The sequence below is a fragment of the Hymenobacter artigasi genome (assembly GCF_012275535.1).
Taxonomy (GTDB): domain Bacteria; phylum Bacteroidota; class Bacteroidia; order Cytophagales; family Hymenobacteraceae; genus Hymenobacter; species Hymenobacter artigasi.
On the sequence record NZ_JAAVTK010000002.1, the window covers coordinates 593,192 to 615,354 of the forward strand.

General features: G+C 62.9%; 18 protein-coding genes. 7 read left to right on the forward strand and 11 right to left on the reverse strand.

Annotated features, from left to right (window positions below):
• Positions 1-89 precede the first annotated feature (89 nt).
• From HBN54_RS06075 to HBN54_RS06105, 7 genes are all read right to left on the reverse strand, one after another.
• Complete coding sequence (locus tag HBN54_RS06075) at positions 90-1,298, reverse strand: ATP-grasp domain-containing protein (RefSeq protein WP_168672244.1); 1,209 nt, start codon at positions 1,296-1,298, stop codon at positions 90-92.
• 59 nt (positions 1,299-1,357) lie between these two features.
• On the reverse strand, positions 1,358-2,716 hold the full coding sequence (locus tag HBN54_RS06080) for an NAD(P)H-dependent oxidoreductase (RefSeq protein WP_168672245.1): 1,359 nt from the start codon (positions 2,714-2,716) through the stop codon (positions 1,358-1,360).
• Between the two features lie 159 nt (positions 2,717-2,875).
• The gene (gene rfbC / locus HBN54_RS06085) at positions 2,876-3,439 is read right to left on the reverse strand and encodes a dTDP-4-dehydrorhamnose 3,5-epimerase (RefSeq protein WP_168672246.1); all 564 of its coding nucleotides are present in this window, start codon (positions 3,437-3,439) and stop codon (positions 2,876-2,878) included.
• Between the two features lie 169 nt (positions 3,440-3,608).
• Complete coding sequence (locus HBN54_RS06090) at positions 3,609-4,715, reverse strand: NAD-dependent epimerase/dehydratase family protein (RefSeq protein WP_168672247.1); 1,107 nt, start codon at positions 4,713-4,715, stop codon at positions 3,609-3,611.
• Positions 4,716-4,880: 165 nt separating this feature from the next.
• Positions 4,881-5,774 carry a glucose-1-phosphate cytidylyltransferase gene (rfbF, locus tag HBN54_RS06095; protein WP_168672248.1) on the reverse strand — a complete coding sequence of 298 codons (894 nt, stop codon included), beginning with the start codon at positions 5,772-5,774 and terminating at the stop codon, positions 4,881-4,883.
• Between the two features lie 55 nt (positions 5,775-5,829).
• Positions 5,830-6,600 carry a WecB/TagA/CpsF family glycosyltransferase gene (locus tag HBN54_RS06100; RefSeq protein ID WP_168672249.1) on the reverse strand — a complete coding sequence of 257 codons (771 nt, stop codon included), beginning with the start codon at positions 6,598-6,600 and terminating at the stop codon, positions 5,830-5,832.
• A 178-nt stretch (positions 6,601-6,778) separates the two neighbouring features.
• The gene (locus HBN54_RS06105; RefSeq protein ID WP_235955394.1) at positions 6,779-8,176 is read right to left on the reverse strand and encodes an exopolysaccharide biosynthesis polyprenyl glycosylphosphotransferase; all 1,398 of its coding nucleotides are present in this window, start codon (positions 8,174-8,176) and stop codon (positions 6,779-6,781) included.
• Positions 8,177-8,816: 640 nt separating this feature from the next.
• Here HBN54_RS06105 and HBN54_RS06110 point away from each other — a divergent pair.
• Positions 8,817-9,275, forward strand: a complete 459-nt coding sequence (locus HBN54_RS06110) for a BLUF domain-containing protein (RefSeq protein ID WP_168672250.1) — start codon at positions 8,817-8,819, stop codon at positions 9,273-9,275.
• 106 nt (positions 9,276-9,381) lie between these two features.
• Here the strand turns inward: HBN54_RS06110 and HBN54_RS06115 are convergent, their stop codons facing one another.
• Positions 9,382-9,870 carry a hypothetical protein gene (locus HBN54_RS06115; protein WP_168672251.1) on the reverse strand — a complete coding sequence of 163 codons (489 nt, stop codon included), beginning with the start codon at positions 9,868-9,870 and terminating at the stop codon, positions 9,382-9,384.
• A gap of 567 nt (positions 9,871-10,437) precedes the next feature.
• On the opposite strand from HBN54_RS06115, the gene HBN54_RS06120 reads away from it, so the two are divergent.
• The 3 genes from HBN54_RS06120 to HBN54_RS06130 all read left to right on the forward strand — a co-directional run bounded on the left by HBN54_RS06120 (position 10,438) and on the right by HBN54_RS06130 (position 13,833).
• Positions 10,438-11,598, forward strand: a complete 1,161-nt coding sequence (locus HBN54_RS06120; RefSeq protein WP_168672252.1) for a DegT/DnrJ/EryC1/StrS family aminotransferase — start codon at positions 10,438-10,440, stop codon at positions 11,596-11,598.
• Positions 11,599-11,606: 8 nt separating this feature from the next.
• Positions 11,607-12,539, forward strand: coding sequence for an NAD-dependent epimerase/dehydratase family protein (locus HBN54_RS06125; protein WP_168672253.1), 933 nt, complete (start codon positions 11,607-11,609; stop codon positions 12,537-12,539).
• 403 nt (positions 12,540-12,942) lie between these two features.
• Positions 12,943-13,833 (forward strand): DNA/RNA non-specific endonuclease, encoded by an 891-nt coding sequence (locus tag HBN54_RS06130; RefSeq protein WP_168672254.1) that lies wholly within the window; start codon positions 12,943-12,945, stop codon positions 13,831-13,833.
• Positions 13,834-13,927: 94 nt separating this feature from the next.
• Here the strand turns inward: HBN54_RS06130 and HBN54_RS06135 are convergent, their stop codons facing one another.
• Both HBN54_RS06135 and HBN54_RS06140 read right to left on the reverse strand, forming a co-directional pair.
• A complete protein-coding gene (locus HBN54_RS06135) occupies positions 13,928-14,641 on the reverse strand; it encodes a GAF domain-containing protein (RefSeq protein WP_168672255.1) in 714 nt (237 codons plus the stop codon).
• 136 nt (positions 14,642-14,777) lie between these two features.
• Entirely contained in the window at positions 14,778-16,181 is a 1,404-nt protein-coding gene (locus HBN54_RS06140; RefSeq protein WP_168672256.1) for a chloride channel protein, read from the reverse strand.
• A 178-nt stretch (positions 16,182-16,359) separates the two neighbouring features.
• On the opposite strand from HBN54_RS06140, the gene HBN54_RS06145 reads away from it, so the two are divergent.
• The gene (locus HBN54_RS06145) at positions 16,360-16,845 is read left to right on the forward strand and encodes a DUF305 domain-containing protein (protein WP_235955395.1); all 486 of its coding nucleotides are present in this window, start codon (positions 16,360-16,362) and stop codon (positions 16,843-16,845) included.
• Positions 16,846-17,081: 236 nt separating this feature from the next.
• On the opposite strand, the gene HBN54_RS06150 is transcribed toward HBN54_RS06145, so the two are convergent.
• The gene (locus HBN54_RS06150; RefSeq protein ID WP_168672257.1) at positions 17,082-19,544 is read right to left on the reverse strand and encodes a TonB-dependent receptor; all 2,463 of its coding nucleotides are present in this window, start codon (positions 19,542-19,544) and stop codon (positions 17,082-17,084) included.
• Positions 19,545-20,395: 851 nt separating this feature from the next.
• Here HBN54_RS06150 and HBN54_RS06155 point away from each other — a divergent pair.
• Positions 20,396-21,637, forward strand: a complete 1,242-nt coding sequence (locus HBN54_RS06155; RefSeq protein WP_168672258.1) for a cation:proton antiporter — start codon at positions 20,396-20,398, stop codon at positions 21,635-21,637.
• Positions 21,638-21,677: 40 nt separating this feature from the next.
• Positions 21,678-22,097 carry a hypothetical protein gene (locus HBN54_RS06160; protein ID WP_168672259.1) on the forward strand — a complete coding sequence of 140 codons (420 nt, stop codon included), beginning with the start codon at positions 21,678-21,680 and terminating at the stop codon, positions 22,095-22,097.
• Positions 22,098-22,163: the final 66 nt, after the last annotated feature.

Below are 22,163 nucleotides of genomic sequence, written 5' to 3' on the forward strand. Positions count from 1 at the left end.
ATCGGAGGTAAGCGTGAGGTGGGTGAAAAAATGAATGGGTATCGACGGCTGCCGCGTGGCCCGGCCGTAGCCGGGGCCACGCGGCAGGCCTAGTCCTCGTCGGTGAGGAAGCGGTAAAGCTTGGTGAGCGGGTCGCCCAAAAAAGCGCCCACGCTGGTATCGCGCAGCGAGAACTGCACGTCATCGGCCCGGCGCACGCGGCGGCCGTAGCGGTACTTCAGGTAATTGGCAAACGGGATGTAGCGTCCCTCCCGAAACGGCGCGGGGGCCACCGCCCGGCCGGCCGCCACCTGGCAGGCCAGCAGCGGGAAGTTCACGCCCGCCGCCAGTGCCGAGCCCACCACCGTGAGCCAGAAGCGGGTGTTGATTTCGATGACCTTGATTTGGCGGGCGCGGGCATCGTAGCGCAGGTCGAGGTGGGCCACGCCGTTCCAGCGCAGGGCCTTCATCAGGCGGTCTACCACGGCCAGCACGGCATCGTGGTGCACAAATTCGATGGCCTCGGTGGGGGCGTACTCGTCGCCGGTGGCCACCAGGCCCTTCTGAATGGAATGGGCAATTAGCCGGCCGTTGTCGTACAGCACGTTGCAGTCGATGTCGTAGCCGGCAATGCAGTTCTGCACGATGTAGCGGCTGCTGTCGGGCAGCGCGGCCACGGCGGCCAGCAGCGCCTCGGGCGTGGCGTAGCGCACAATGCCCCGGCCGCCGGCCCCCTCAATGGGTTTCAGCAGCACCGGAAACTCGAACTGCGCCAGCTTGGCCGCCAGGTTATGCCGGATGTCCACGATGGTATCGGGCGCGGGAATGTCGTGTTCCTGCATGAATGCGCCCAGCAGGCCCTTGTCGGTGGCAATTTCGTAGTATGCCCCGGCCGGCAGCGGCAGCAGCGGCACGGCGGCCGCCAGCGCCGCGCGGTGCGCAATCACGAAGCGCATGCCGGCCACGTCCACCGGCAGCAGCACTTCGGCCCCAAGGGCGCAGGCGGCATTCTGCACGAAGGCTACAAATACCTCCGCCGGGCTCTCGGGCCCCAGCAGGTGAAACGAGCGCACGTAGCTCGAAAACCGGTACGGGCTCCGCGCATCGCGCGACAGCAGGTGCGCCCGCACGCCCGGCTGCCGGCTCAGACAAAACAGCACGGCCCCGGTGAGGCGGTACTCGCCCTCCAGCACCAGCACCGTGAGCGGAGCCGTAGCGGGGCGCGGAACGGCAGTTTCGGCCGGGGCGGCAGCGGCGGCATCCGGCCGCGCAGGCAGCTGGCCGGGGTGTTTCAAAAACTCAACCAGAGCGGGATTCATGGCAATGAGGCTTCGGTAAAAAGGCAGGAAAAAAGGCGGCGCTGGCTGCTGGCTGCTGGCTACAGGTTGGCCAGGGCAAAGCCGGCGGGCACGAGCGGCGCAGCGGAGGCGGCCGGCACGGGCAGGTTGAAATAGAGCTCCTGCTCGTGGCGCAGCTGGTCGATGAGGCGGCCGGGGGGCAGCGCCACGTCGTCGTAGGTCAGCACCTGGTCTTTGGGAATATCGCGCAGCAGGCGGCAGCCCTCGGCCACGCCAATGGGCAGCAGGTTTTCGGTGCGGGCCACGGCATAATTTTCGGCCAGCCCGTAGGTCATGTAGTGGCCTATGCCGTCGAGCGTGTCGCCGGCCCGCAGGTCAATTTTGGCGGCCGTTATCACCTCTACTTTGGGCGCGCCGGCGGGGGCCAGGCAGGCATCGCCAAAGAGCACCGCCCGCGCCACCGAGTTCGGCGTTTCGAAATGGCACAGGTGGTAGGGCGTGTAGAAACAGTAGAGCGGCCCTGGCCCCAGCTTGTACAGCTTGAGGTAGTGCTGCTGAATGGGGTCGTCGTGCGTGCCCAGGATGAACACGCCGGGGCCGGGCTCGGCCCCCACCACGTAGTCCACTATGCCGGGACCGCCGTCCAGCAGGCGCTCCTGGGGGTACCATTCGGCGGCTTTGCTGATGGGCGTGCCCGGGGCCACGGTGGGGCCGTACATGCCGCGTTGGGCCACTTCCATGCCCAGTGCGTTGGCAATCACGGCCTGCTCGAAGCTGATTTTACTGCCGTCGGCGAAGCTCGTCACCATGCTCGGGTTCTGGCCCCACTGCTTCGCAAAGCCCTCCTGCGTGGTGGGATTGCGGTAGGGGTCGTGCAGGCCCTTGATGTTGCCGCACAGCACCGGCTTCACGCCCAGGCCCAGCACGAAGCGGGCCAGGTTGAGGGTCACGCCGGGCTGGTCGCCGTCGCTCACGGTGTACACCACGCCGGCGCGGTCGGCGTACACTTTCAGAATAGCCCCGGCCGTGCCGTCCAGCTCGGCATTCAGCAGCACCACGTGCTTGCCGTGCCGGATGGCCTCCATCACGACCTGCGCGCCGTGCTCCACCGCCCCGGTCACCTCGATGATGGCATCGATGCCCTCGGCACGGCTCAGCAGCAGCGCATCGTCGGTGATGGCGCGCTCGCCCCGCGCAATGCAGGCCTCCAGCGCGTGCACCGAGCTCACCTCGGCAGTACCCAGCTCGCCGGCCTCGTGGTAGGCCCGGCGGGCCTGCCCAATGGTGCGGTTCGCAATGGCCACCAGCTCCATGCCGGGCACGTAGCGGCAAATTTGCAGGGCCACGCCCCGGCCCATAAAGCCCGCGCCCACCATGCCCACCCGAATGGGCTGGCCGGCCTGCTGGCGTTTCTTCAAGGCATTGTCAACAAGTATCATAATGCAGAGAGAGAGGTGAGAAAAGCAGTTTGGGGGCGCACCGGTCCGACCGCCCTAGGCGGTCCGACCGGTTGTTGCAAGTGCCGCTGGGTTGGTTCGGGGTTCGTTTGGCCGACAACCGGTCAGACCGCCTAGGGCGGTCAGACCGGTGCGGCCGGCTCAGGCAGTCACCAGTTCTTTCCCCGGCACGGCCAGCCCCTGGAAATCGGGATGCGCCCGGTCTTTTTCGGAGATGAGCACGGGCTCGAAGGGCCAGCGGATGCCAATGGCGGGGTCGTCCCAGCGCAGGCCGCGCTCGGCCCCAGGCGTGTATTTGGCCGACACCTGGTAGCACACATCGGTATTGTCCTCCAGGGTGAGGAAGCCGTGGGCAAAGCGGCCGGGCACAAACAGCATGCGGTAGCTGTCGGCCGTGAGCTCCACCCCTATCCACTGCCGGAAGGTGGGCGACTCCTCGCGCAGGTCCACTATCACGTCCAGAATCGCGCCCCGGGTGCAGCGCACCAGCTTGGTTTCCTCGTAGGGCGGCAGCTGGTAGTGCATGCCGCGCAAGGTGCCCCGGCGCGGGTTGAACGACAGGTTGGCCTGCTGCGGCGGCATGGCAATGCCGTGGGCAGCAAACTCGTCTTCGCACCAGGAGCGGGCAAAAAAGCCGCGCTCATCACTCAGCCGGTTCACGTCGATAATGAAGGCCCCGGAGAGTTTAGTTTCGGTAAATTTCATCGCATCAAAAGCAAGGTTGGAAGTGTCGGTTGGGCTATTGGTTTCGCGTCTGTCATCCTGAGCTTGCGAAGGACCCTATCACGCTCGCATCGTGTGGATTACTGCAAGCTGTTCTTCGGTGATAAGGTCCTTCGCAAGCTCAGGATGACAGACGATTTACTGTTCAAACTCACACCACCACCAGCTCGGCCCGGTAGAGCGGCACGGCGGCTTTGGTGGGGCACAGCGCCCAGGTCAGGTCCTCGGTCAGCTCGTCCTGCTCGCGCAGGGCGGCCAGCACGCGCAGCCGCATCAGGCGGGAGGCCCGGAAATTGGGGTCGCGGAAACCCATTTCCACCAGCTTGCGCTGCAGCTCACTGATGGTATCAGCCAGGGTATGAATGGGCTGGTGGTCGGGCGCGAGGCGGCGGAACAGGCTGAAATCGACGCGGTACGAGCGCAGGTCGGGGGCGGCGTCGGGGTTGAGGCGCACCGTGGTGCCGGGAATTGCCTCGGCCACGGCCTCGGCCAGCTCGCGCACGCGGTAGTTCCAGCTGTTGGCCCCGGCGTTCACGGCCACGAAGGCCCCGCCGTTGCAGGCTTCCCGCGTCACGGCCCAGCCAATGGCGCGGGCCATGTCCAGCACATGAATGAGGGGCCGCCAGGGCGTGCCGTCGCTCAGAATGCTGATTTCGCCGGTGGCCACCGCGCCGGCCACAAAGTCGTTCAGCACCAGGTCGAGCCGCAGCCGGTCGCTCCAGCCGCAGGCCGTGGCAAAGCGCAGGCAGGTCACCCGGAAGTTCGCATCGGCCAGCGGGGCCAGGTCGCGCTCGCTGGCCACTTTGGAGCGGGCGTAGGCCGTGAGCGGGTTCAGGGCCGACGTTTCGGTTTTAGCATCCTCGCCGCCCAGCCCGTACATGCTGCACGAGCTGGCAAACACGAAGCTTTTCACGCCGTAGGTTTTGGCGCGCTGGGCCAGCGCAATACCGGCACGGTAGTTCACGTCCATCGTCACGTCCTCGTAGGCCGTGCCCATGGGGTCGTTGGAAATGGCGGCCAGGTGCACCACGGCATCCACGCCGGCCAGCAGGCCCGAGGGCAGCATCCGCACATCGCCAAAAACCTGGCGGTCGAGCCGCGACTCGGGCAGGCGGGTGGCCCCGGTGAGGCAGTGGGCAAAAAAGCCCATGTCGTAGCCAATCAGCTCCGCGTTGGGGTAGGTTTGTCGGAGGTGGCGCACCACGCCGGGCCCCACATAGCCCATGTTGCCGGTGATGAGAATACGGGCAGGTTTCATACGATATTCCATTAGTAGTGAGGGTTGTACCGGGCGCTGACTCTTCAACCATTTGTCATCCTGAGCGCAGCGAAGAGCCTTATCACGGCCGAACAGTTTGCAGCAATCCAGGCGATGAGGGCGTGATAAGGTCCTTCGCAAGCTCAGGATGACAGATTAGGAACGTCAGTCGCTGGGCATGAGGCGGGTAGCGGCAGCGCGGCCCCGGCCGGCCGGCGCGGCCAGCGGCGCGGCCAGAATGGTTTTGAGCTCGGGCGCGGTTGCGGGGGCGGCGGGGGCCTGGTCCCACAGCTTCCATTCGGCCTTGCCGGCCTGCCACAGCTCCTCCAGCATGTTGCGGTCGCGCAGGGTGTCCATGGGCTGCCAGAAACCGGCGTGGCGGTAGGCGGCCAGCTGCCCGGCGGCGGCGAGGTGCTCCAGCGGGGCCTTTTCCCACACCGTCTGGTCGTGGTCGAGGTAGTCGAAGATGCCCGGCTCCAGCACAAAAAAGCCGCCGTTAATCCAGGGCGTTTCGCCGCCCTCGGGCTTCTCCATAAAGTTGCTGACGTGGCTGTCGCCGTCGCCCAGATTGAACACCCCGAAGCGGCCCGGCTGCCGCACCGCCGTGAGCGTGGCCAGCACACCCTGCGCCCGGTGGTAGGCAATGCTGGCCGCGATGTCGACGTTGCTCACGCCGTCGCCGTAAGTCAGGCAAAACGTTTCATCATCCAGGTATTTCTGCACGCGGCGCAGGCGGCCGCCGGTCATGGTTTCCAGGCCGGTATCTACCAGCGTCACGGTCCAGGGCTCGGCGTTGTTGCGATGAATCTGCATCTCGTTGCGGTCCATGCGAAAGGTCACGTCCGAGTTCAGCAGGAAATAATCCGAGAAATACTGCTTTATCAGGTGTCCCTTGTAGCCGCAGCATATCACAAAATCGGTGATGCCGTGGTGGGCATAAATCTTCATGATGTGCCACAGAATGGGCTTGCCGCCAATTTCAACCATGGGCTTGGGCCGCACGCCGCTTTCCTCGCTGATTCGGGTGCCGTAGCCGCCCGCTAGTATCACTGCTTTCATGGTAAATGAGTAAGTGAGTAAATGAGTAAGTAGGTGAATGGAGGCCTGGGCTGTTTCAGGCCACGACGGGTAGCCAGCCAACCCGGTTTTCGAGCGTGGCGCGGGCCATCAGGTACACAAAGCGGGTGTTTGTCACGAAGTAGCGCCGGGCCAGGCGGCGCGGCTCCTGCCACAGCCGGAAGGCCCATTCCAGCCACAGCTTGCGGGCCCACGCCGGCAGGCGCGGCTCCAGGCCGGCATATACCCGGAAGGCCTGCCCTACCCCCAGCATGCACGCCCCAATGCGCCCCTGATGGGCCGCCATCCAGCGCTCCTGGCGCGGGCAGCCCAGCGCCACAAACAGCAAATCCGGGTCGGCCGCGTTGATGGCGGCTACCTCTTCGGCATCTTCCTCCGCCGTGAGCGGGCGAAACGGCGGCGCATATGCCCCCACGATTCGCAGCGTGGGCAGCTCCCAGCGCGCGCGCCACACCATGGCTTCCAGCACATCGTCGGTGGTGCCGTAGAAATACACCGACTGCCCGCGCTCGGCGGCGGCGCGCAGCAGGGCGGGCAGCAGGTCCATGCCCGCCATGCGCTCCTGCGCCGGCCCCCGAAACCAGCGCACGGCGGCGGCCACCGGGCTGCCATCGGGCGCGGCCACGGCTGCGTTGTTCAAAATCTGCCGGAAATCGGCGTTGCGCTCGGCCTCTACCAGCATGTGCACGTTGGCAAAGCACACGTAGGCCGAAGCCCGCGCCGCGCCCAGCTCCAGAATAGCATCGACGAAATCGGCGGTGCGCCCAGTGGAGATGTTGGCGTGCAATACGGCGTGTTTTGGCAGCATGGCGGGGTTGGGGTGATGTTTTGAATATTTCGGAACGGTCATGCCGAGCGTAGCCGAGGCATCTCTACCGCTTCGTCGAATCGATTGAATTACTAATGAGGTAGAGATGCTTCGGCTGCGCTCAGCATGACCGTTCAGTTAATCCGCATGGTTGTTCTAATTGCTTCGTTTCAGCTTCTCAATAGGCATTCTCCTCCCCTTTTACCATGTTGCGCACGGTCTTGCCGATAATCTGCAAATCCAGCACGAACGACCAGTTCTGCACGTATTTCAGGTCGTATTCCACGCGCTTTTCCATGGCGTTAGGGGCACGGGTTTCGCCCCGAAAGCCGTTTACCTGCGCATAGCCCGTGATGCCGGGCGTCACGGCGTGGCGCAGCTGGTAGGTGCGGCCGCGCTTGGAGTATTCCTCCAGCTGCGACACCATGTTGGGCCGCGGCCCCACCACCGACATATGCCCCAGCAGCACGTTGAAGAACTGCGGCAACTCGTCCAGATTATACTTGCGCAGGTAAGCGCCCACGCGGGTCACCCGGGGGTCGGCCTTGGTGGCCTGCAGCTCGGTCTGGCGGTGGTCGGCGCGCATGGTGCGCAGCTTGTAGCACGGAAACAGCTTGTTGCGCTTGCCCGGCCGCATCTGCTTGAAAAACACCGGCCCCGGCGAATCGAGCTTGATGAGCAGCGCCAGCACCGGCAGAATAACAGGAAAAAGCCCCAGAATCACGAGTAGCGAAAACGCCAGGTCGAACACCCGCTTCAGCACCTGATTGGTGCGGAAACCCAGTGGCTCCTGCCGCACCATGAGAATGGGCAGGTGGTCGTGGAAATACACCCCTACATCCTTGCCCACCGTGCCCTGGTAGTCGGGCACGATGCGGAAGGCCAGGAAATGGTCTTCCGCGAAGCGCGACAGCTCCTCAATCAAATCGTGCCGGTCGAGCGGCAGGGCGTAGTAGATTTCGTCTACCGGCGTGCTCAGGCAGTAGCTCATCAGGTCCGTTACCGCGCCGCGCCGCATGGCCCGCAGGTTGGTGGGCAGCGCCTCATCCGTAAAAAAGCCCTTAAACTGATAGCTGGTCGAGTCGTCGGCCGTGAGGGCGTGGTACAGCTCCTGCCCGCTCTGGCTGGCCCCCACTATCACAAAGCGGTTGTGCAGCCGGGCGAAATACCGCAGCCAGGTGCGGTAGCCAAACGTGATGCCGAAGCGGCCCACCACCACGCCCACCACCGAAAACCCATAAATGGCCGCCAGGTAGCGGGTCGATAGATAGTCGATGCGCAGCGCCACCACCGTGCCCACCACCAGCACCCCGTGCAGCAGAAAAGCCTTGAGCAGATGCCGCAGCTTCTCGCCGTAGGAAATGCGGCGGTCGAGGCGGTACACATTGGCGTACTGCCGCGAGAGCAGCCACCACAGCAGCGCAAACGTGACAATAAAAAAGGGCGTATCGCCCCTCATCGCCCACGAGTGCCATACAACCAGCTGCGCCGCATGAAAGGCCAACCAGATAAGGACGCCATCCATAGCCAGCAGAATAAATCGGGAAGTATCCGAGTACCGTACATATCGTTCCATAGCTCAGGAAGTAACAAGTTGCTCACTGCTCCCGGCCAGCAGCTGCTCCGGGGTGAATATGGAAGTAAGATATGGCTTTAATATTTAATTACCAATATTAAATATAATTAAAAACTAGTTAAATAACTTTATTTGTGGAAATAATTACAACTCTTGTGATTGAATTACAGCCCATTATCTATTTTTAATATTGATTATTTTACATATTTACTTTTCCTGTTAATCCCGTACTAACCCCAGCCTCAGGCCTTTACTCCCTGGTGACGTGGCTATCACCGCCCGGGGTTTACTGCCCAGCGGCGCGGCCGGGATATCAAGGGGGTATTGCCAATCCAAGGCTTATTCCTACCCATGGCATCACAATAGCACATACTGATTTTTGAATCAATTTAATATACAATATGTAACACGTAAAATCATATGTACATTTGAGGAACTTACAGTCTTAAGCTCCTGTGACGCTTCTATTACACTCACAGTAGGCAGCAGTCTGGTCTAAAGCGTGCAGCATGGGCTGGCAATAGCATTTTGCGCCAATGCCAGCGTCGTCGGAAGCCCCACCCAGCCCTTTCCAGGTAAGCCTCCCTTTCGTATTTGTTACCGCCGTCACCACGGCCTCAGCAGCTTTCCTACCATGGGCTTGTATCACCTTCTATACCAAAGCCAGGCCCTGGCCAGCTTCAGTCTGCCAGAGCTGCTGGAACTGCTGCAACAATCCCGCACGTACAATGTGGCCCGAGGCATCACGGGCATTCTGCTGCACGCCCCTAACGGCCAGTTTCTGCAGCTATTGGAAGGCGAAAAGGGGGCCGTGCAGCACTTGTACTACCACCGCATTGCCGCCGACCCGCGCCACGAGCACCTCATCGTAATAAGCGAGGGCCACAACATGAAGCAGGTGTTTCCGGACTGGAGCATGAGTTTTCGCTCCGGTGCCGGGCCGGTAACGCTGTCGGGCTACCTGGCTCCCAGCGCGGCCTACTTCCGGGTGAGCAACCTGCCCCACGCCCTGCCCGAGCTCAAGCGCCTGCTACTCGATTTCACGGCGGGCTACGACGATAGCCCCATGGCCGAGAGCATGATTGGCAGCCGGCGCTAAGCCCGGCCATGGACTATACCGTGGATACTGCGAGTAAAAACCAAAAAAACACCGCCCGGCCAAAGTGGCCGGGCGGTGCAGCATACCCAGGAAAATGAAGGCGGGCTTAGCGCGAAAAAACCGACGTGTACACCGAGCCTTTGCCGGCATCGCCTTCAGAATGGGTGAGGCGCATCGTGGTAGCCGTCAGCTCGGCCACGGCGAAGCGGCGGGTGCGGTCGGCTTGCGTGAGGATAAGCGAGTCGGCCGAGGCCGTCAGGCGCCAGGTGCCGCTCACAGGCTCGGCGGTTTGCTTGCCGGGGCGCGGGCCGCGCAGCAGCGTGTAGGTGCCATCCGACTTATACATGGCATTCTGCACCAGCATAGAAGGCCGGGCCTGGGCAAACAGGTCGGAGGTAGCGGCCGGGGCCGTGCCTTCGGCGGGGGCGCTCACGGTGAGGCCGGTCTGGCGCCAGTTGCCGGTGGTGAGCAGGTCCGGCTTGGCCAGCGTGGAGGCCGCAGTGGCCGATTGAGGAGAGCTATTTACTTGCTCGAGCTCTTTTTCGCAGGAAGCTAAGGTCAGCGCGGCGAGGGCCACACCCAAGAATAGGGGCATTTTTTTCATGCAAACAACTTTTGGGGTTACGCCGCCCCGCAGCGGGGACGAACATAGTGAAACATCTAGTTATTTAACGGCTAAGCATTCGAATCCAGCACCAGGGCTATATCTGACACTCGGGAGCCTAACTTTTCCCATTTTGTTTTGGTTCAGCCATTCGCGGAAAAAGCCTATTATTAGAATTTTCTATTTGGAAAGTTACATTGAACATTATGAGACAAAAAGGCTCTATTGCAGCATATTACAAGTACAAAATATTAATATCCGCTAATTTTTCTTCTATTTCTCTTATGCCGATATTCGTTTTGTTTTAAATCTATTTTTATTATTGCAGGGCCACGGAAGTGGGTGGCCGGCGGCCCGCGCTGGCCCGCGCCCGGCTCCACGGTGCAGTGCTACCGCCGAATTGCCGTCCGGTTTGGTGGCAGCGCCCGGCGCTACGCCAGCGGGCACCCGCTCATACCAGACCACTATGTTTTACGATAAAAAGCGAATTTCTGCGAACAGTAAATAAATATCCGAAGATATTATTATATTTAAGCCGCATCTTTCTACTTCATCCACATGGCTAACCCTTACCTCCCTGCCCCATCCGTTGGGGCTCCGGCTCCGGCAGCGGGCCAGCTGCTGCCCATGTTCAGCACGTTTGTACATCCCAGCGCGGCCCAGCGCGTATGCAATGTATTGGCCAGCACTTACTTGAGCGAAGGCAAGCTGGTGCAGGAATTCGAGGCCCGGCTGAGCGCCGAGCTGGGCATGCGCCACCCGGCGGCCCTGAACTCGGGCACCAGCGCGCTGCACCTAGCCCTGGAGGTAGCGGGCATCGGGGCGGGCGACGAGGTTATCCTGGCGCCGCAAACCTTCATCGCCTCGGCCCTGACGGTGGTGCAGGTAGGGGCCCGGCCGGTATTTGCCGATATTCAGTACGATACGGGCAACATCGACCCGGCCGACATCGAGCACCGCATCACGCCACGCACCAAGGCCATTATGGCGGTGCACTGGGGTGGCTACCCCTGCGACCTGACCGAAATTCAGGCCATTGCGGACAGGCACGGCCTGGTGGTGATTGAGGACGCGGCCCACAGCCCCGGGGCCACCTACCAAGGCCAGGCCATTGGCTCAATTTCGGATTTCACCTGCTTCTCGTTTCAAGCCATCAAGCACCTTACCACCGGCGATGGGGGCGCGCTGTGCGCCCGCTCGCCGGAGCTGGCACGCGAGGTTTTTCGGCGGCGCTGGTTTGGCATCGACCGGGCCAGCTCACCGGTGAATGAGCTGGGCGAGCGCGAATACGACCTCACCGACGTGGGCTACAAATACCATTTATCGGACTACGCCGCCGCCCTCGGGCTGGCCAACCTCGACGGCTTTGCCGGGCGCATGACGGCGCGCCGCGCCCGCGTGCAGCAGTACCGTGACGGCTTGCGCCGGGTGCCGGGCCTCACGCACTTCGTGCACCAGCCCGACCGCGAAAGCGCCCACTGGCTGTTCGGCTTCCACGTCGAGAACCGGCTGGGCTTCATCCGGGCGCTGCGGGCCAGGGGCGTGGCGGCGTCGGTGGTGCACGACGGCATCGACCACAACGCGCTGTTTGGGGGCAAGCGCCCCGACCTGACCCGGCAGCGCCACTTCGACGAAACCCAGATTCACATACCCCTGCACGATGCCCTGACCGCCGAGCAGGCAGCTTACATCGTGGACATAATCAAGCAAGGATGGTGAGCCCGGCCATGAAAGTCGTACTATTTGGCCACACCGGCTTTGCCGGCCGCAACATGGCCCGGGAACTCTGCCAGCAGGGCGTGGCCTACGTGGGCGCGTCGCTCAGCACCGGCCTCGACCTGCGCGATGCTGCGGCCACGGCCGCGTTTCTGCGCGCCCAGCGCCCCACGCACATCGTGAATTGCGCGGCCCACGTGGGCAGCCTCAACTACGTGACAGAGAAGGCCGCCACGGTAATTGCTGATAACTCGCGCATGATTTTGGGCATGTACGAGGCCGTGGCCCGCGAATGCCCAGACGCTTTGGTGGTGAACCCCATCGCTAACTGCGCTTACCCGGCCGAGGCCGATGTATTTGAGGAAAGCGGCTGGTGGAACGGCCACCTGCACCGCTCGGTGTTAAGCTACGGGGCCAGCCGCCGCCTTCTATGGGCCACCGCCGAGTGCTTCGAGATGCAATACGGCGTGCGCAGCATTCACCTGCTCACGCCCAATATGTACGGGCCCTTCGACTCGACCGACCCCAACAAAGCCCACGCGCTCAATGCGTTGATTTCAAAATTTGTGAAGGCCGAAAAGCTGGGCCAGCCCGAGCTCTCGATTTGGGGCACGGGCCTGCCCATCCGCGAGTGGCTTTACGCGCCCGATTTTGCCCGCCTGGTGTGGGAAGTGCTGCAAAACCCCGTCCGGACCGGCCTCGACCAGCCCACCAACCTGGCCCAGAACGACGGCCTGAGCGTGCGCGAGCTGGTGGACATCATCCAGGCCAAATTCGGCTACCACGGCCAGCTTCGCTGGGATGCCAGCAAGCCCGACGGGGCCCCAAAAAAGGTGATGGACAACGCCAAATTCCGCCAGGTATTCCCGCTGTTCCGCTTCACCGACTTTCAGGATGGCATCGCCGAGACGATTAAGTATTACGAATCGGTGTTTCCGTACTAAGCGCTGGGAATTGCGGTCGGCCCAAGGTCGTTGCTCCGATCTGACCGGTTGTCGTTGGCTTCAGTTCAACAACCATTGGGCCGTTCCTCGCGACAACCGGTCCGACCGCCTAGGGCGGTCGGACCGGAGCAATGCCACTTTTTCAGCAACTTCATACATAACTGATATTAGGCAGCGCTTGTCGCCCTCCGCGTTCGCCTCACTCCCTAGCCCTCTCTCCGAAAAGGAGAGGGGGGCTAGGGGGTGAGGCGAACGGCAGAATAAACTAATTGCGTAACATTATTGAGTAAGGTAAGCTCCCTCAAAACCAGAAGGGAAGCGCTGAAATAGCTTGGCTTAGCGAATGCGAGGACTTTTTTACGCCTCATCTGCGTAGTAAAGGCAATTGTCTTCATGCCAACCTATGCAAAACACCCTTATCCGGCACTTCCGCCTGCCCGCCCTCGCGCTGGCCCTGCTGCTGGCCCTGCTGCTGGCTGCCTGCCAGCGGGAAACCGTGGCCCCCACGCCCGGCAACCCCACCGCAACCACCCAGCCGCTGCCCGAACACCTCACGCTGGGCAACCCCAGCGGAGCCACCGCCGACATCGCGCAGCCCACTAACTACCTGCTGCTAAAGCCCCAGTATGCGCTCAGCTACCACCGCGACCGGGGCATTCCCAACTGGGTGAGCTGGCACCTGAGCCCCGAATGGCGCGGCAGCGCCGCCCGCCAGGACGACTTCCGGCCCGATAACACCCTGCCCGCCGACTGGTACCAGGTGCAGGCCACAAGCTACACCGGCTCGGGCTTCGACCGTGGCCACAACTGCCCCAGTGCCGACCGCACCAGTACCGTGGCCGACAACTCGGCCACGTTTTTCATGACCAACATGATGCCCCAGGCCCCGCGCAACAATCAGCAGACGTGGGCCAACATGGAGAACTACTGCCGCACCTTCCTCGACACCGGCAATGAGGTGTACCTTATTTGTGGGAGCTACGGACGCGGCGGCACGGGCAGCAACGGCTACGCCACCACCCTCGACGCGGGCCGCGTCGCGGTGCCGGCCCACTGCTGGAAAGTCATCGTGGTGCTGCCCACCGGCACCAACGATGCCGCCCGCGTGGGCACCGGCACCCGCGTTATCGCCATCGACACGCCCAACGACAACTCCCTCAGCACCGCCTGGGACACATACCGTACCAGCGTCGATGCCATTGAAACGGCCACGGGCCTCGACCTGCTTTCGGCCGTGCCCACCGCCGTGCAGCAGGTCATCGAAGCCCGCGTCGACAACGGCCCCACCAGTTGAGGCGGGTGCACCTATTCCATTCTTCCAACGCAACACGAGCGGGCCATTTGGCCCGCTCGTGTTGCGTTGGAAGGCTGAAAATCAGCAAATTTTATTAGAGCTGCGGCTCGGAAAGCAGGCGTTGCAGGTCGAGCAGGCGGCGCTCTACCTGGGCTAGCAGGTCGGCGGGCACGGGGATTTGAACGCCGTGGCGCGTGAAAAGGTAGCGCACCAACGCCGTGAGCTCGCGCAACTCTTCCTGAAGCTGGGTGCACAGCTGCTCCCACTGCGCCGCGCCGGCCGCAGACCGGGCCAGGCAAGTGTGCCGCACGGCAATGGCCTGGCTAACCACGGCCGCCAGGTGGTCGAGCACCTGCTGCTCATCGGCGCTGAAGGTGCGAGGCTCGCGGTCGATGATGCAAAGCGTGCCGAGGAGGCGCTGGTCGGGCAGGCGCAATGGGGCCCCGGCATAAAAGCGCAGCTTGTTATCCTGAGCGGCGCGAACGGCTTCGGGCGTGAGCCGGTCACTGTCTTCGAGGAGCAGGTCGTGGTAAACCACAGTGCGGGCCTGCTGAATGGCCGTAGAGCAGAGGGCTTCGACGCGGGGCTGCTGGGCGTTGCCGGGCATGCCGTGGTTGGCGGGGTAATGCACCTCGTCTTCCTCAACCACGGCAATAAGGGAGATGGGCAGGCTGAATACCTGGGCCGTGAGGGCCACAAACTCATCGAACAAGGGCTCGCTGAGGGTGGGCAGCACATCGTAGGTATGAAGACTTTGCAGCCGCTCGGTTTCGTTGGCGGGCAACAAATGGGCAGGAGTAGCGGACATGGGCGACGAACGAATGGAAAGCCTGCAAACATAACCGCTATTGCGGCCAATAGCTTCCCGGGCTAAATCAACAAAACCTGCCGGGCGATAGCAAGCTTGTTGCCTGACGCATTGGCGGGCCCTTTGCGCCCCGGTTTTAGGAAGGCCGTATGGCCTCCGACGCGGGTAGCGGCGTGGCGGCTTCCTGGCTCAGCGTTTCGCGGATGAAACCCTGGCGCAGGTGCTCATACAGCGAGTGCGGGTCGACCAGTGCGGCCACGGCCTGGGCCAGCATAGCCCCAATCAGCAGCTGGAAGATGGCCGAGTGCCGGTCCGTCATTTCCAGCACCAGAATGGCGGCCGTGAACGGCGAGCGCACCACCCCCGTCAGAAAGCCCACCATGCTCACCAATATTAGCAGGTTGCGGTCAGCCACGGCTACGTGCGCCAGCTGCGCAATGCCATCGCCGAGCAGCGCGCCCGCGCTCAGCGACGTGGCAAACACGCCGCCCGCTCCGCCGCTGCTGTAGCTCAGGGCCATGCCCACGAAGCGTACCGGAAACAGGTAGCCGGGCATCACGCCGCTGTTCTGAAACAGCAGCCGGTTGATGATGGGTTTGCCCGTGCCCACGCCATCGGGGCCCACCAGGTAGGCCAGTGTGGCCAGCAGCAGGCCGCAGCCCACCACCCAGCCCGCCTGCGTGAGCGGCGTAGTAAAGCGCTTGCGGTAGCTGTTCAGCCAGAGCAGGGTTTTAGCAAAATACGCGCCCGCCAGCCCGCAGGCCACGGCCGCCACCATCACCAGGGCCTGGTACCAGCCGGCCGGCGAGGTAATTTTGGGGAAGCCCAGGTACAGGTAGGAACCCAGAAACTGCTGGGCCGTGAGGCCCGCGATAATCACGGCGCTGAACACGGCCATGCGAAAGCGCGAGAGGTGAATCTGGGTCAGCTCCTCTACCACGAACACGATGCCGCCCAGGGGCGTGTTGAAGGCCGCCGCCAGGCCGGCCGCACCGCCGGTTACCAGCGCAATCTGGCGCGAGAGCTGGGGCCAGCCCGCCGGCTGCAGGCGGTTGATGGCCCGGAAAATAGCCGCCGAAACCTGAATCGTCGGCCCTTCGCGGCCAATAACGCCGCCCCCCAGCAGCAGCACTACGCTGCTGAGCACCTTCACGCCGGCCACCCGCAAGCTGAGCAGGTAGGCCGTGCGGCGGTGCTGCACGGGCGTGGAGAGCTCAATGCCGGCCATTACCTGCGGAATGCCGCTGCCCCGTGCCGCCGGGGCCAGCCATTTCACCAGCGCCCACGAGGCCAGAAAGGCCAGCGGCGTGAGCCCAAAGGCCAGCAGCGGCTCGCGGCGCAGCCAGGAAAAACTGATTTCTTCGGCCCAGGCAAACACCTTTTCGTAGCCCACGGCCATGAGCCCGGTCAGCAGCGAGGCAATCCAGAAAGGGAAGCTTTGCAGGATAAGACGCCGCACCCGCGCCGTGTACAGTGGTTGGATGAAAACGTGGTCGAACCAGGCCAGGACGCGGGCGTAGCGGGAGGGAGAATCGGGCATATACTATACAAAGGTGCGGGTAAATTGAGCGGGGAGCCGCCGGCCACCGCCTGTTTCTAACCGATTCGGCGGCCGGATAGTGGCACAACCAACGTTATCTATCGTGCGTTTGCCTACCAAAGGCCGTCGTTCCAAGGGTTGGAAACGGCGTGCATCTGCCAGTTATCCTTATTTCCCGATGATGAACCCCACTACGCCTGCTACCCCCGCGCCCCAGGGCCACTACCGCAAGTTTTTGCTGACGATGGCCATTTCCTTCGTCGTCATGTACGTGGTGATGTACCTCAACACCTACGAGCTCGACCACGTCTACTTCAGCCTCACCCGCTTCTACATGACGGTACTGATGGTGACGGTAATGGCCGTGGTCATGCTGCTGATGATGCCCATGATGTACCCCAACAAAACCACGAACGGCATCATCATGGGGGCCAGCCTGACGCTGTTTGTGGGTGCCCTGATAATGGTGCGCAGCCAGACGTTCGTGAACGACACGCGCTGGATGAAGGCCATGATTCCGCACCACTCCATTGCCATTCTCACCAGCGAGCGGGCCAACATTCAGGACCCCGAAGTACGCAAGCTGGCCGATGACATCATCAGCGCCCAAAAGCGGGAAATCACCGAGATGCAGGCCATGATAAAGCGCCTGGAGCAGCAATAGCCGCTGGCAGCCAGTCCGGTAATCGCACCAAGCGCTAAGAGACTATCCAACATAGGCGCTAAAAATCGCGTCATGCAGAGCGGAGCGAAGCATCTTTACCGCGATAGTAATCAGTCGCTATTGCGGTAAAGATGCTTCGCTCCGCTCTGCATGACGCCCAATTGGCGCGGGGACGCGAACTACAGAGTTCGCACTATTGTCCGGTCCGGTACACCAAATCAGAAATTGCTTCAACGCTAAAACGGCACTACTACCTTGGCGCTCAGGCTGCGGCCGGGGCTGAAAACCCCCAGCCGGCCGGTGGGCGAAGCGCTGTAGTACTCAAAGTATTTCAGGCGGTTGAGGTGGGCTTGGTAGGCCACGTCGAACAGGTTATCGGCCTGCAATACCAGCTGCACGGCTTCGCGGCCGGCTTTGGTGCGGAAGGTGGTGCCCACGCCGGTGCCGCACAGCACGTAGCCGGGGGTGCGGGTTTCGGCCCCGTCCACGGCGTAGAAGCGGTTTTGGGCGGCGGTGGCATCTACCGTGAAGCGGAAGTAGCTGTTGGTGAGGCGGCCGCCGGCGCGTTCGGGCGCCATCAGGCGCAGTTCAGAGCGCGAGGTGGGGGCCGGAATCAGGGGCAGGTAGCGGCCGGCGTCGCCCACCCGCTCGCGCAGGGCCGCATTTTCATTGAGGCCGATGACCAGGGCCGCGCCGGTGCGCAGGCTGGCCCAGGGCAGGGCCGAGGGGTGGAAATTGAGCGCCACTTCGCCGCCATAGAGGCTGGCCGCCGCCTGCTGAAACTGGTAGGTGGAGTTGCCCACTGCATCGCGCAGGGGCTGGCCTTGCGCGTCGTACTGCCGGGCCTGGTAGATAAAGTTATCGACGTGGTTGTAGAAAACCTCCGCGCTCCCCTCAAAGCCGGGGGTTTTGTAGAGGATGCCTAGGTCTTCCTGCACGTTAAATTCGGGGGTGAAGTCGCGGTTGCCTAAGTACACGATGTGCGCGCCAGGGTCGAGGCCATTGGAGCCGATTTCGGGCACGTTGGGGGCGCGGTAGCCCCGCGCCACGTTGGCCCGCAGCACCAGGCGCGGCCCCACGGCATAGGAGCCGCCCAGGCTGGCCGACAGCCCGGTATAGGTGCGGCGGAAGCCGGGGTACTGCAGGTCGGCACCGGCCGTGGTCGGCCCGGCCACGGCATCGAAGCCCGTGGCGGGGTTGGGGGCCACGTAAAAATCGTCCCAGCGCACCTGGCGCATGTCGTAGCGCAGGCCGCCGGTCAGCTCCAGACCGCCAAACGTTTTTTTCAGCACCCCGAAGCCGCCGAGGTCAAACAGCCGGTAGGGCGGAATGGCAAAATCGGTGGCGTTCAGGTGCTGGTTGGCCTGGCTCATGCCGTTGGCGCCCACCGTCAACTCGTAGCCGCGCACGGCGGCCAGCAGGTAGCTGGCCTGGTAGTTCACGGTGGTGAGCTGCAGGTCGAGGCCCGGCTGGCTAGTGGCGGTGGGGTGGTTGAACTCCTGGCGGTGGTTTTGCTGCACGCCCAGCAGCAGGCGCAGCTCGCCGGTCCCCAGCTTCACCTCGCTGGTGGCAAAGGCCCGGTAGTGGCGGATGCGCTGGCGCAGGTCGGCAATGCGGTAGCTGTTCAGCTCGTCGTCGCTCACCAGCGGGCGGTTCCCAATGTCGTCTTTATTGGCCTCGAACACCTGCCGCGTAAAGCGGCGGCTGAGCGAGTCGCGGCTGCCGTCGGGAATTTCCTGGCGGTCGTCGTAGCTGGTCAGCCACAGGTGCACGCCGCCCCAGGCCCTGGCCAGGCCCACCATGCCGGTGAGCTGGGTTTCGGCAAAGCCGGTGTTGTACACGCGGCCGTCCACGGGGTTTTGGTAGTCGCGGGCCAGGCGGTGGCTGCCGCGCAGGCTGGTCTGAAACCCGTTTTTGTGGTAGTTGAAGGCCAGCGAATTGCCAATCAGGCCGTTCACGCTCTGGTATTCGGTCAGCGCCTCGCCGTGCAGCTGGCCGGCGGGGCCGCCGGGCAGGGCCGGCAGCAGGTTCACCACCCCGGCCACGGCATCGGAGCCATAGAGCAGGCTGGCGGGGCCCTTCACCACCTCAATACGGTCCACGCCGTAACCATCCACTTCAATGCCGTGCTCATCGCCCCACTGCTGCCCCTCCTGGCGCAGGCCGTTGAACATAGTGAGCACCCGATTATAGCCCAGCCCCCGGATAAACGGCTTGCTGATGTTGGGGCCGGTGGTGACGGCGCTGAGGCCCGGAATGCCCCGCACGGCCGCATCAATGGCATTGGCGTTGGCATTGAGGCGAATTTCCTTGCCCGACAGGGCCGCGATGGGCACCGGCGAACGGCGAATTTCGGTACCCCGGCTCACGCCCGTCACCACCACTTCGCTCAGGGTTTTGCCCTCGGCAGTCAGGCGAATGGTCAGGGGCTTATCGGCCGGCACCGTTGCCGAGGGCGTGGCGGTGGCATAGCCCACGGCGCTCACCTGTAGCCGATGGGAGCCGGCGGGCAGGTTGGGCAGGGCAAAGCGGCCGTTTTCGTCGGCCGTCGCGCCCTGGCTCAGCACCGGCACTGCCACGCTGGCGAAGGGCAGCGGCCAGCCGGCCGCGTCCAGCACCTGTCCGCTCAGGCTTTGGGCCCGCAGGACCAGCGGGCCGCTGAACACCAATAAAAACAGGTACAAGCACTTAACAGACATGGCAGGCATGGCTTGGCGTAAAAAACCAGGGAGTGCCCCTGCCCTAATAACAAGCCGAACAAAAGTACGTGCATTTTTTAGGTTAGTCTAAAAATTAATTTAGCATGCACTAAAAATGACATCTAATGCCGTTGAAAAAAGGCCTCATACTATTGTTATCCAGAATATTACACAAATCAAATAATACTAAACACGTAACCTTTTGCATCTCGTCGTTGCTGCTGGTGTTTGGGTATTTGTGCAAATGCGCAACCCTGGTTTTTGCCTAGCCCGAAGGCAGCATGGCGGGGCAATTGAAGCCCTGGCGCATCCGAACCAGTTGAGGCACCTGCCCTATGGGCCTCCCGATGAGTTCTGCTTTTATGACCGGGTACTCCCCTTCACACCAGAAATCGGTTGCCGCCCCCTAATCAACTTATAAGTAAGCCGATAAATGGCGCAAATCAGCCCGGATTCACGCCAACAGGCCATCGCCTATTATCGGAATGTTGCAAAAACGGAGCGTTGTCGGCTTCGGCGGTGCACACAACTTTAGTACCCGAAATTCCGTTTCGAAGACACAGCAACGCTGGCCGCCGACCTTAACCCGAACAACCTCAGCCTGACGCCCCAGGCCCGTAGGGTGCAACGGCTGCAAGCAACCACCGAGGTCGGGCAGGCTGCTCTGCGGGCCCTGACTGACACAAAGCTGCGGGCCACGGCCGCGCCTTAAGTAGCCGGTTAGCTCCGGCTCGGCGCTTTACCGTCCGGCGGGCGGGCAGACTGTTAACTTGCCAGCCGGGCATGCTGCCACTGGCGGCGCACGGGCAGGCGGCCTGCGGGCCGCAAACCCCTTTACTTTTTTTTAGTTGATGAGCTTATTTACTTTTTCCGCCTCGCTCCTAACGCTGGCTGCTTTATTTTCCTATCTGAACGCCCGGTTTATGCGCCGACCGGCGGGCATTATGTTTTTGCTGCTGGGCGTGGGCGTGGCGCTGGGCGTGCTGGCCTGGGGCCACATTGTGCCGAGCTTCACCGTTGCCGTGCGCGGGGCGCTGCTCCGGTTCGATTTCACGGAGTTTCTCATGGGCTCGGTGCTGAGCTTTCTGCTCTTTGCCGGCTCGCTGCACGTGCGGGTAGATGCCCTGAGAGCCGTGTGGCGCAGCATTGCGGCCTATTCCACGCTGGGAGTGCTGCTGGCTACCGGGCTGGTGGGCCTGGGCACCTATGTCCTGCTGCACCTGGCTGGCGTGGAGCTGCCGCTGCTGCCCTGCCTGCTGTTTGGGGCGCTCATTGCCCCCACCGACCCCATTGCCGTGCTGGGCATCCTGAAAACTACGGACCTCGATAAGAACATTGAAACCAACCTGGCTGGCGAGTCGCTCTTCAACGACGGCTTTGGGGTGGTGGTATTTGTGACCTTGCTGGAGGTGGCCACGCCTGGCGAAACGCCCAGCGCCGGCTCGGCGGCCCTGCTGCTGCTGCGCGAGGCCGGCGGCGGCCTGCTGGCCGGCGGCGTGCTGGCCTACGTGGGCTACCGCCTCATCAAAACCGTGGACCACTTCCAGACCGAAGTCATGCTGACCCTGGCCCTGGTAATGGGCGGCTACGCGCTGTGCCACGCGCTGGGCGTGTCGGGGCCGCTGGCCATGGTGGTGGCGGGCCTGGCCATTGGCAACGTAAGCCGCAGCGGGGCGGTGTCGGACACTACGCGCGACTACCTGGAAAAGTTCTGGGAGGCGCTCGACGAGGTGCTCAACGCCGTGCTCTTCGTGCTTATGGGCCTGGAGCTGGTCGTGATTGGGGTCAGCCCGTTTTACCTGGGGCTGGGCGTGGCGGCGGCCGTGCTGGCCTTGCTGGTGCGTTACGTGGTGCTCACGCTTACGACGGGGCTGTTGGGCCTGTCGCGGCAGCTGCCGCCGCGCACGCTGGCCATTCTGAGCTGGGGCGGGCTGCGCGGGGGCATTTCGCTGGCCCTGGCCCTGGGCCTGCCCACGGGCCTGCACCCCGAAGTATTTGTGCCCATGACGTTTGCCGTGGTGCTGTTTTCGGCCGTTGTGCAGGGGCTTACGTTAAAGAGGCTACTGGGCTGGCTCACCAGCCGTCCAGCTTAACCGGGCCACCGGGCCCGCGTTTGTTTTTGTACCATTTATAATGCTCCCCACCCAAAATTATTTTGCCAACGCCGTTGGCTCAGTGGATTTTTCCCCCGAAGACGGCTACGTGCACCTGCACTGGTCGGGCACGTCCATGACGAGCCCCGAGTTTCGGGCCCTCTACACGCATGCCCACAACCTGCTGCGCCGCTACCCGCTGCGCGGCCTGCTGGCCGACCACCGCGCCATGCCCGCCGCCCCCGACCCCGCCGACCGCGACTGGCTGCTGAATACCTGGCTGCCCGCCGTGCTGGAAGACACTGCCTTTGAGCGCTACGCCGTAGTGCCCACCCTCACGCCCGACACCCGCCTGCACACGCCCGCCGTGGCCGCCCAAATGCGCCGGTCAGTCACCACGGCCTTTTTTGAGGAGATTCCACCCGCCACGGAATGGTTGCGAGCGGATGAAGCCGTGTAGACGCCCGATGAGCATGATGTTCCCGTTGACTTTCCTGGATTTTAACGAGCCCCACTCCCTCAACCA

Excerpts from the sequence above, each read along its gene's own strand:
- HBN54_RS06075 (WP_168672244.1), bottom strand. The coding sequence starts at position 1,298 with ATGAATCCCGCTCTGGTTGAGTTTTTGAAACACCCCGGCCAGCTGCCT.
- HBN54_RS06080 (WP_168672245.1), bottom strand. The coding sequence starts at position 2,716 with ATGATACTTGTTGACAATGCCTTGAAGAAACGCCAGCAGGCCGGCCAG.
- rfbC (WP_168672246.1), bottom strand. The coding sequence starts at position 3,439 with ATGAAATTTACCGAAACTAAACTCTCCGGGGCCTTCATTATCGACGTG.
- HBN54_RS06090 (WP_168672247.1), bottom strand. The coding sequence starts at position 4,715 with ATGAAACCTGCCCGTATTCTCATCACCGGCAACATGGGCTATGTGGGG.
- rfbF (WP_168672248.1), bottom strand. The coding sequence starts at position 5,774 with ATGAAAGCAGTGATACTAGCGGGCGGCTACGGCACCCGAATCAGCGAG.
- HBN54_RS06100 (WP_168672249.1), bottom strand. The coding sequence starts at position 6,600 with ATGCTGCCAAAACACGCCGTATTGCACGCCAACATCTCCACTGGGCGC.
- HBN54_RS06105 (WP_235955394.1), bottom strand. The coding sequence starts at position 8,176 with ATGGAACGATATGTACGGTACTCGGATACTTCCCGATTTATTCTGCTG.
- HBN54_RS06115 (WP_168672251.1), bottom strand. The coding sequence starts at position 9,870 with ATGCCCCTATTCTTGGGTGTGGCCCTCGCCGCGCTGACCTTAGCTTCC.
- HBN54_RS06120 (WP_168672252.1), top strand. The coding sequence starts at position 10,438 with ATGGCTAACCCTTACCTCCCTGCCCCATCCGTTGGGGCTCCGGCTCCG.
- HBN54_RS06125 (WP_168672253.1), top strand. The coding sequence starts at position 11,607 with ATGAAAGTCGTACTATTTGGCCACACCGGCTTTGCCGGCCGCAACATG.
- HBN54_RS06130 (WP_168672254.1), top strand. The coding sequence starts at position 12,943 with ATGCAAAACACCCTTATCCGGCACTTCCGCCTGCCCGCCCTCGCGCTG.
- HBN54_RS06135 (WP_168672255.1), bottom strand. The coding sequence starts at position 14,641 with ATGTCCGCTACTCCTGCCCATTTGTTGCCCGCCAACGAAACCGAGCGG.
- HBN54_RS06140 (WP_168672256.1), bottom strand. The coding sequence starts at position 16,181 with ATGCCCGATTCTCCCTCCCGCTACGCCCGCGTCCTGGCCTGGTTCGAC.
- HBN54_RS06145 (WP_235955395.1), top strand. The coding sequence starts at position 16,360 with ATGATGAACCCCACTACGCCTGCTACCCCCGCGCCCCAGGGCCACTAC.
- HBN54_RS06150 (WP_168672257.1), bottom strand. The coding sequence starts at position 19,544 with ATGTCTGTTAAGTGCTTGTACCTGTTTTTATTGGTGTTCAGCGGCCCG.
- HBN54_RS06155 (WP_168672258.1), top strand. The coding sequence starts at position 20,396 with ATGAGCTTATTTACTTTTTCCGCCTCGCTCCTAACGCTGGCTGCTTTA.
- HBN54_RS06160 (WP_168672259.1), top strand. The coding sequence starts at position 21,678 with ATGCTCCCCACCCAAAATTATTTTGCCAACGCCGTTGGCTCAGTGGAT.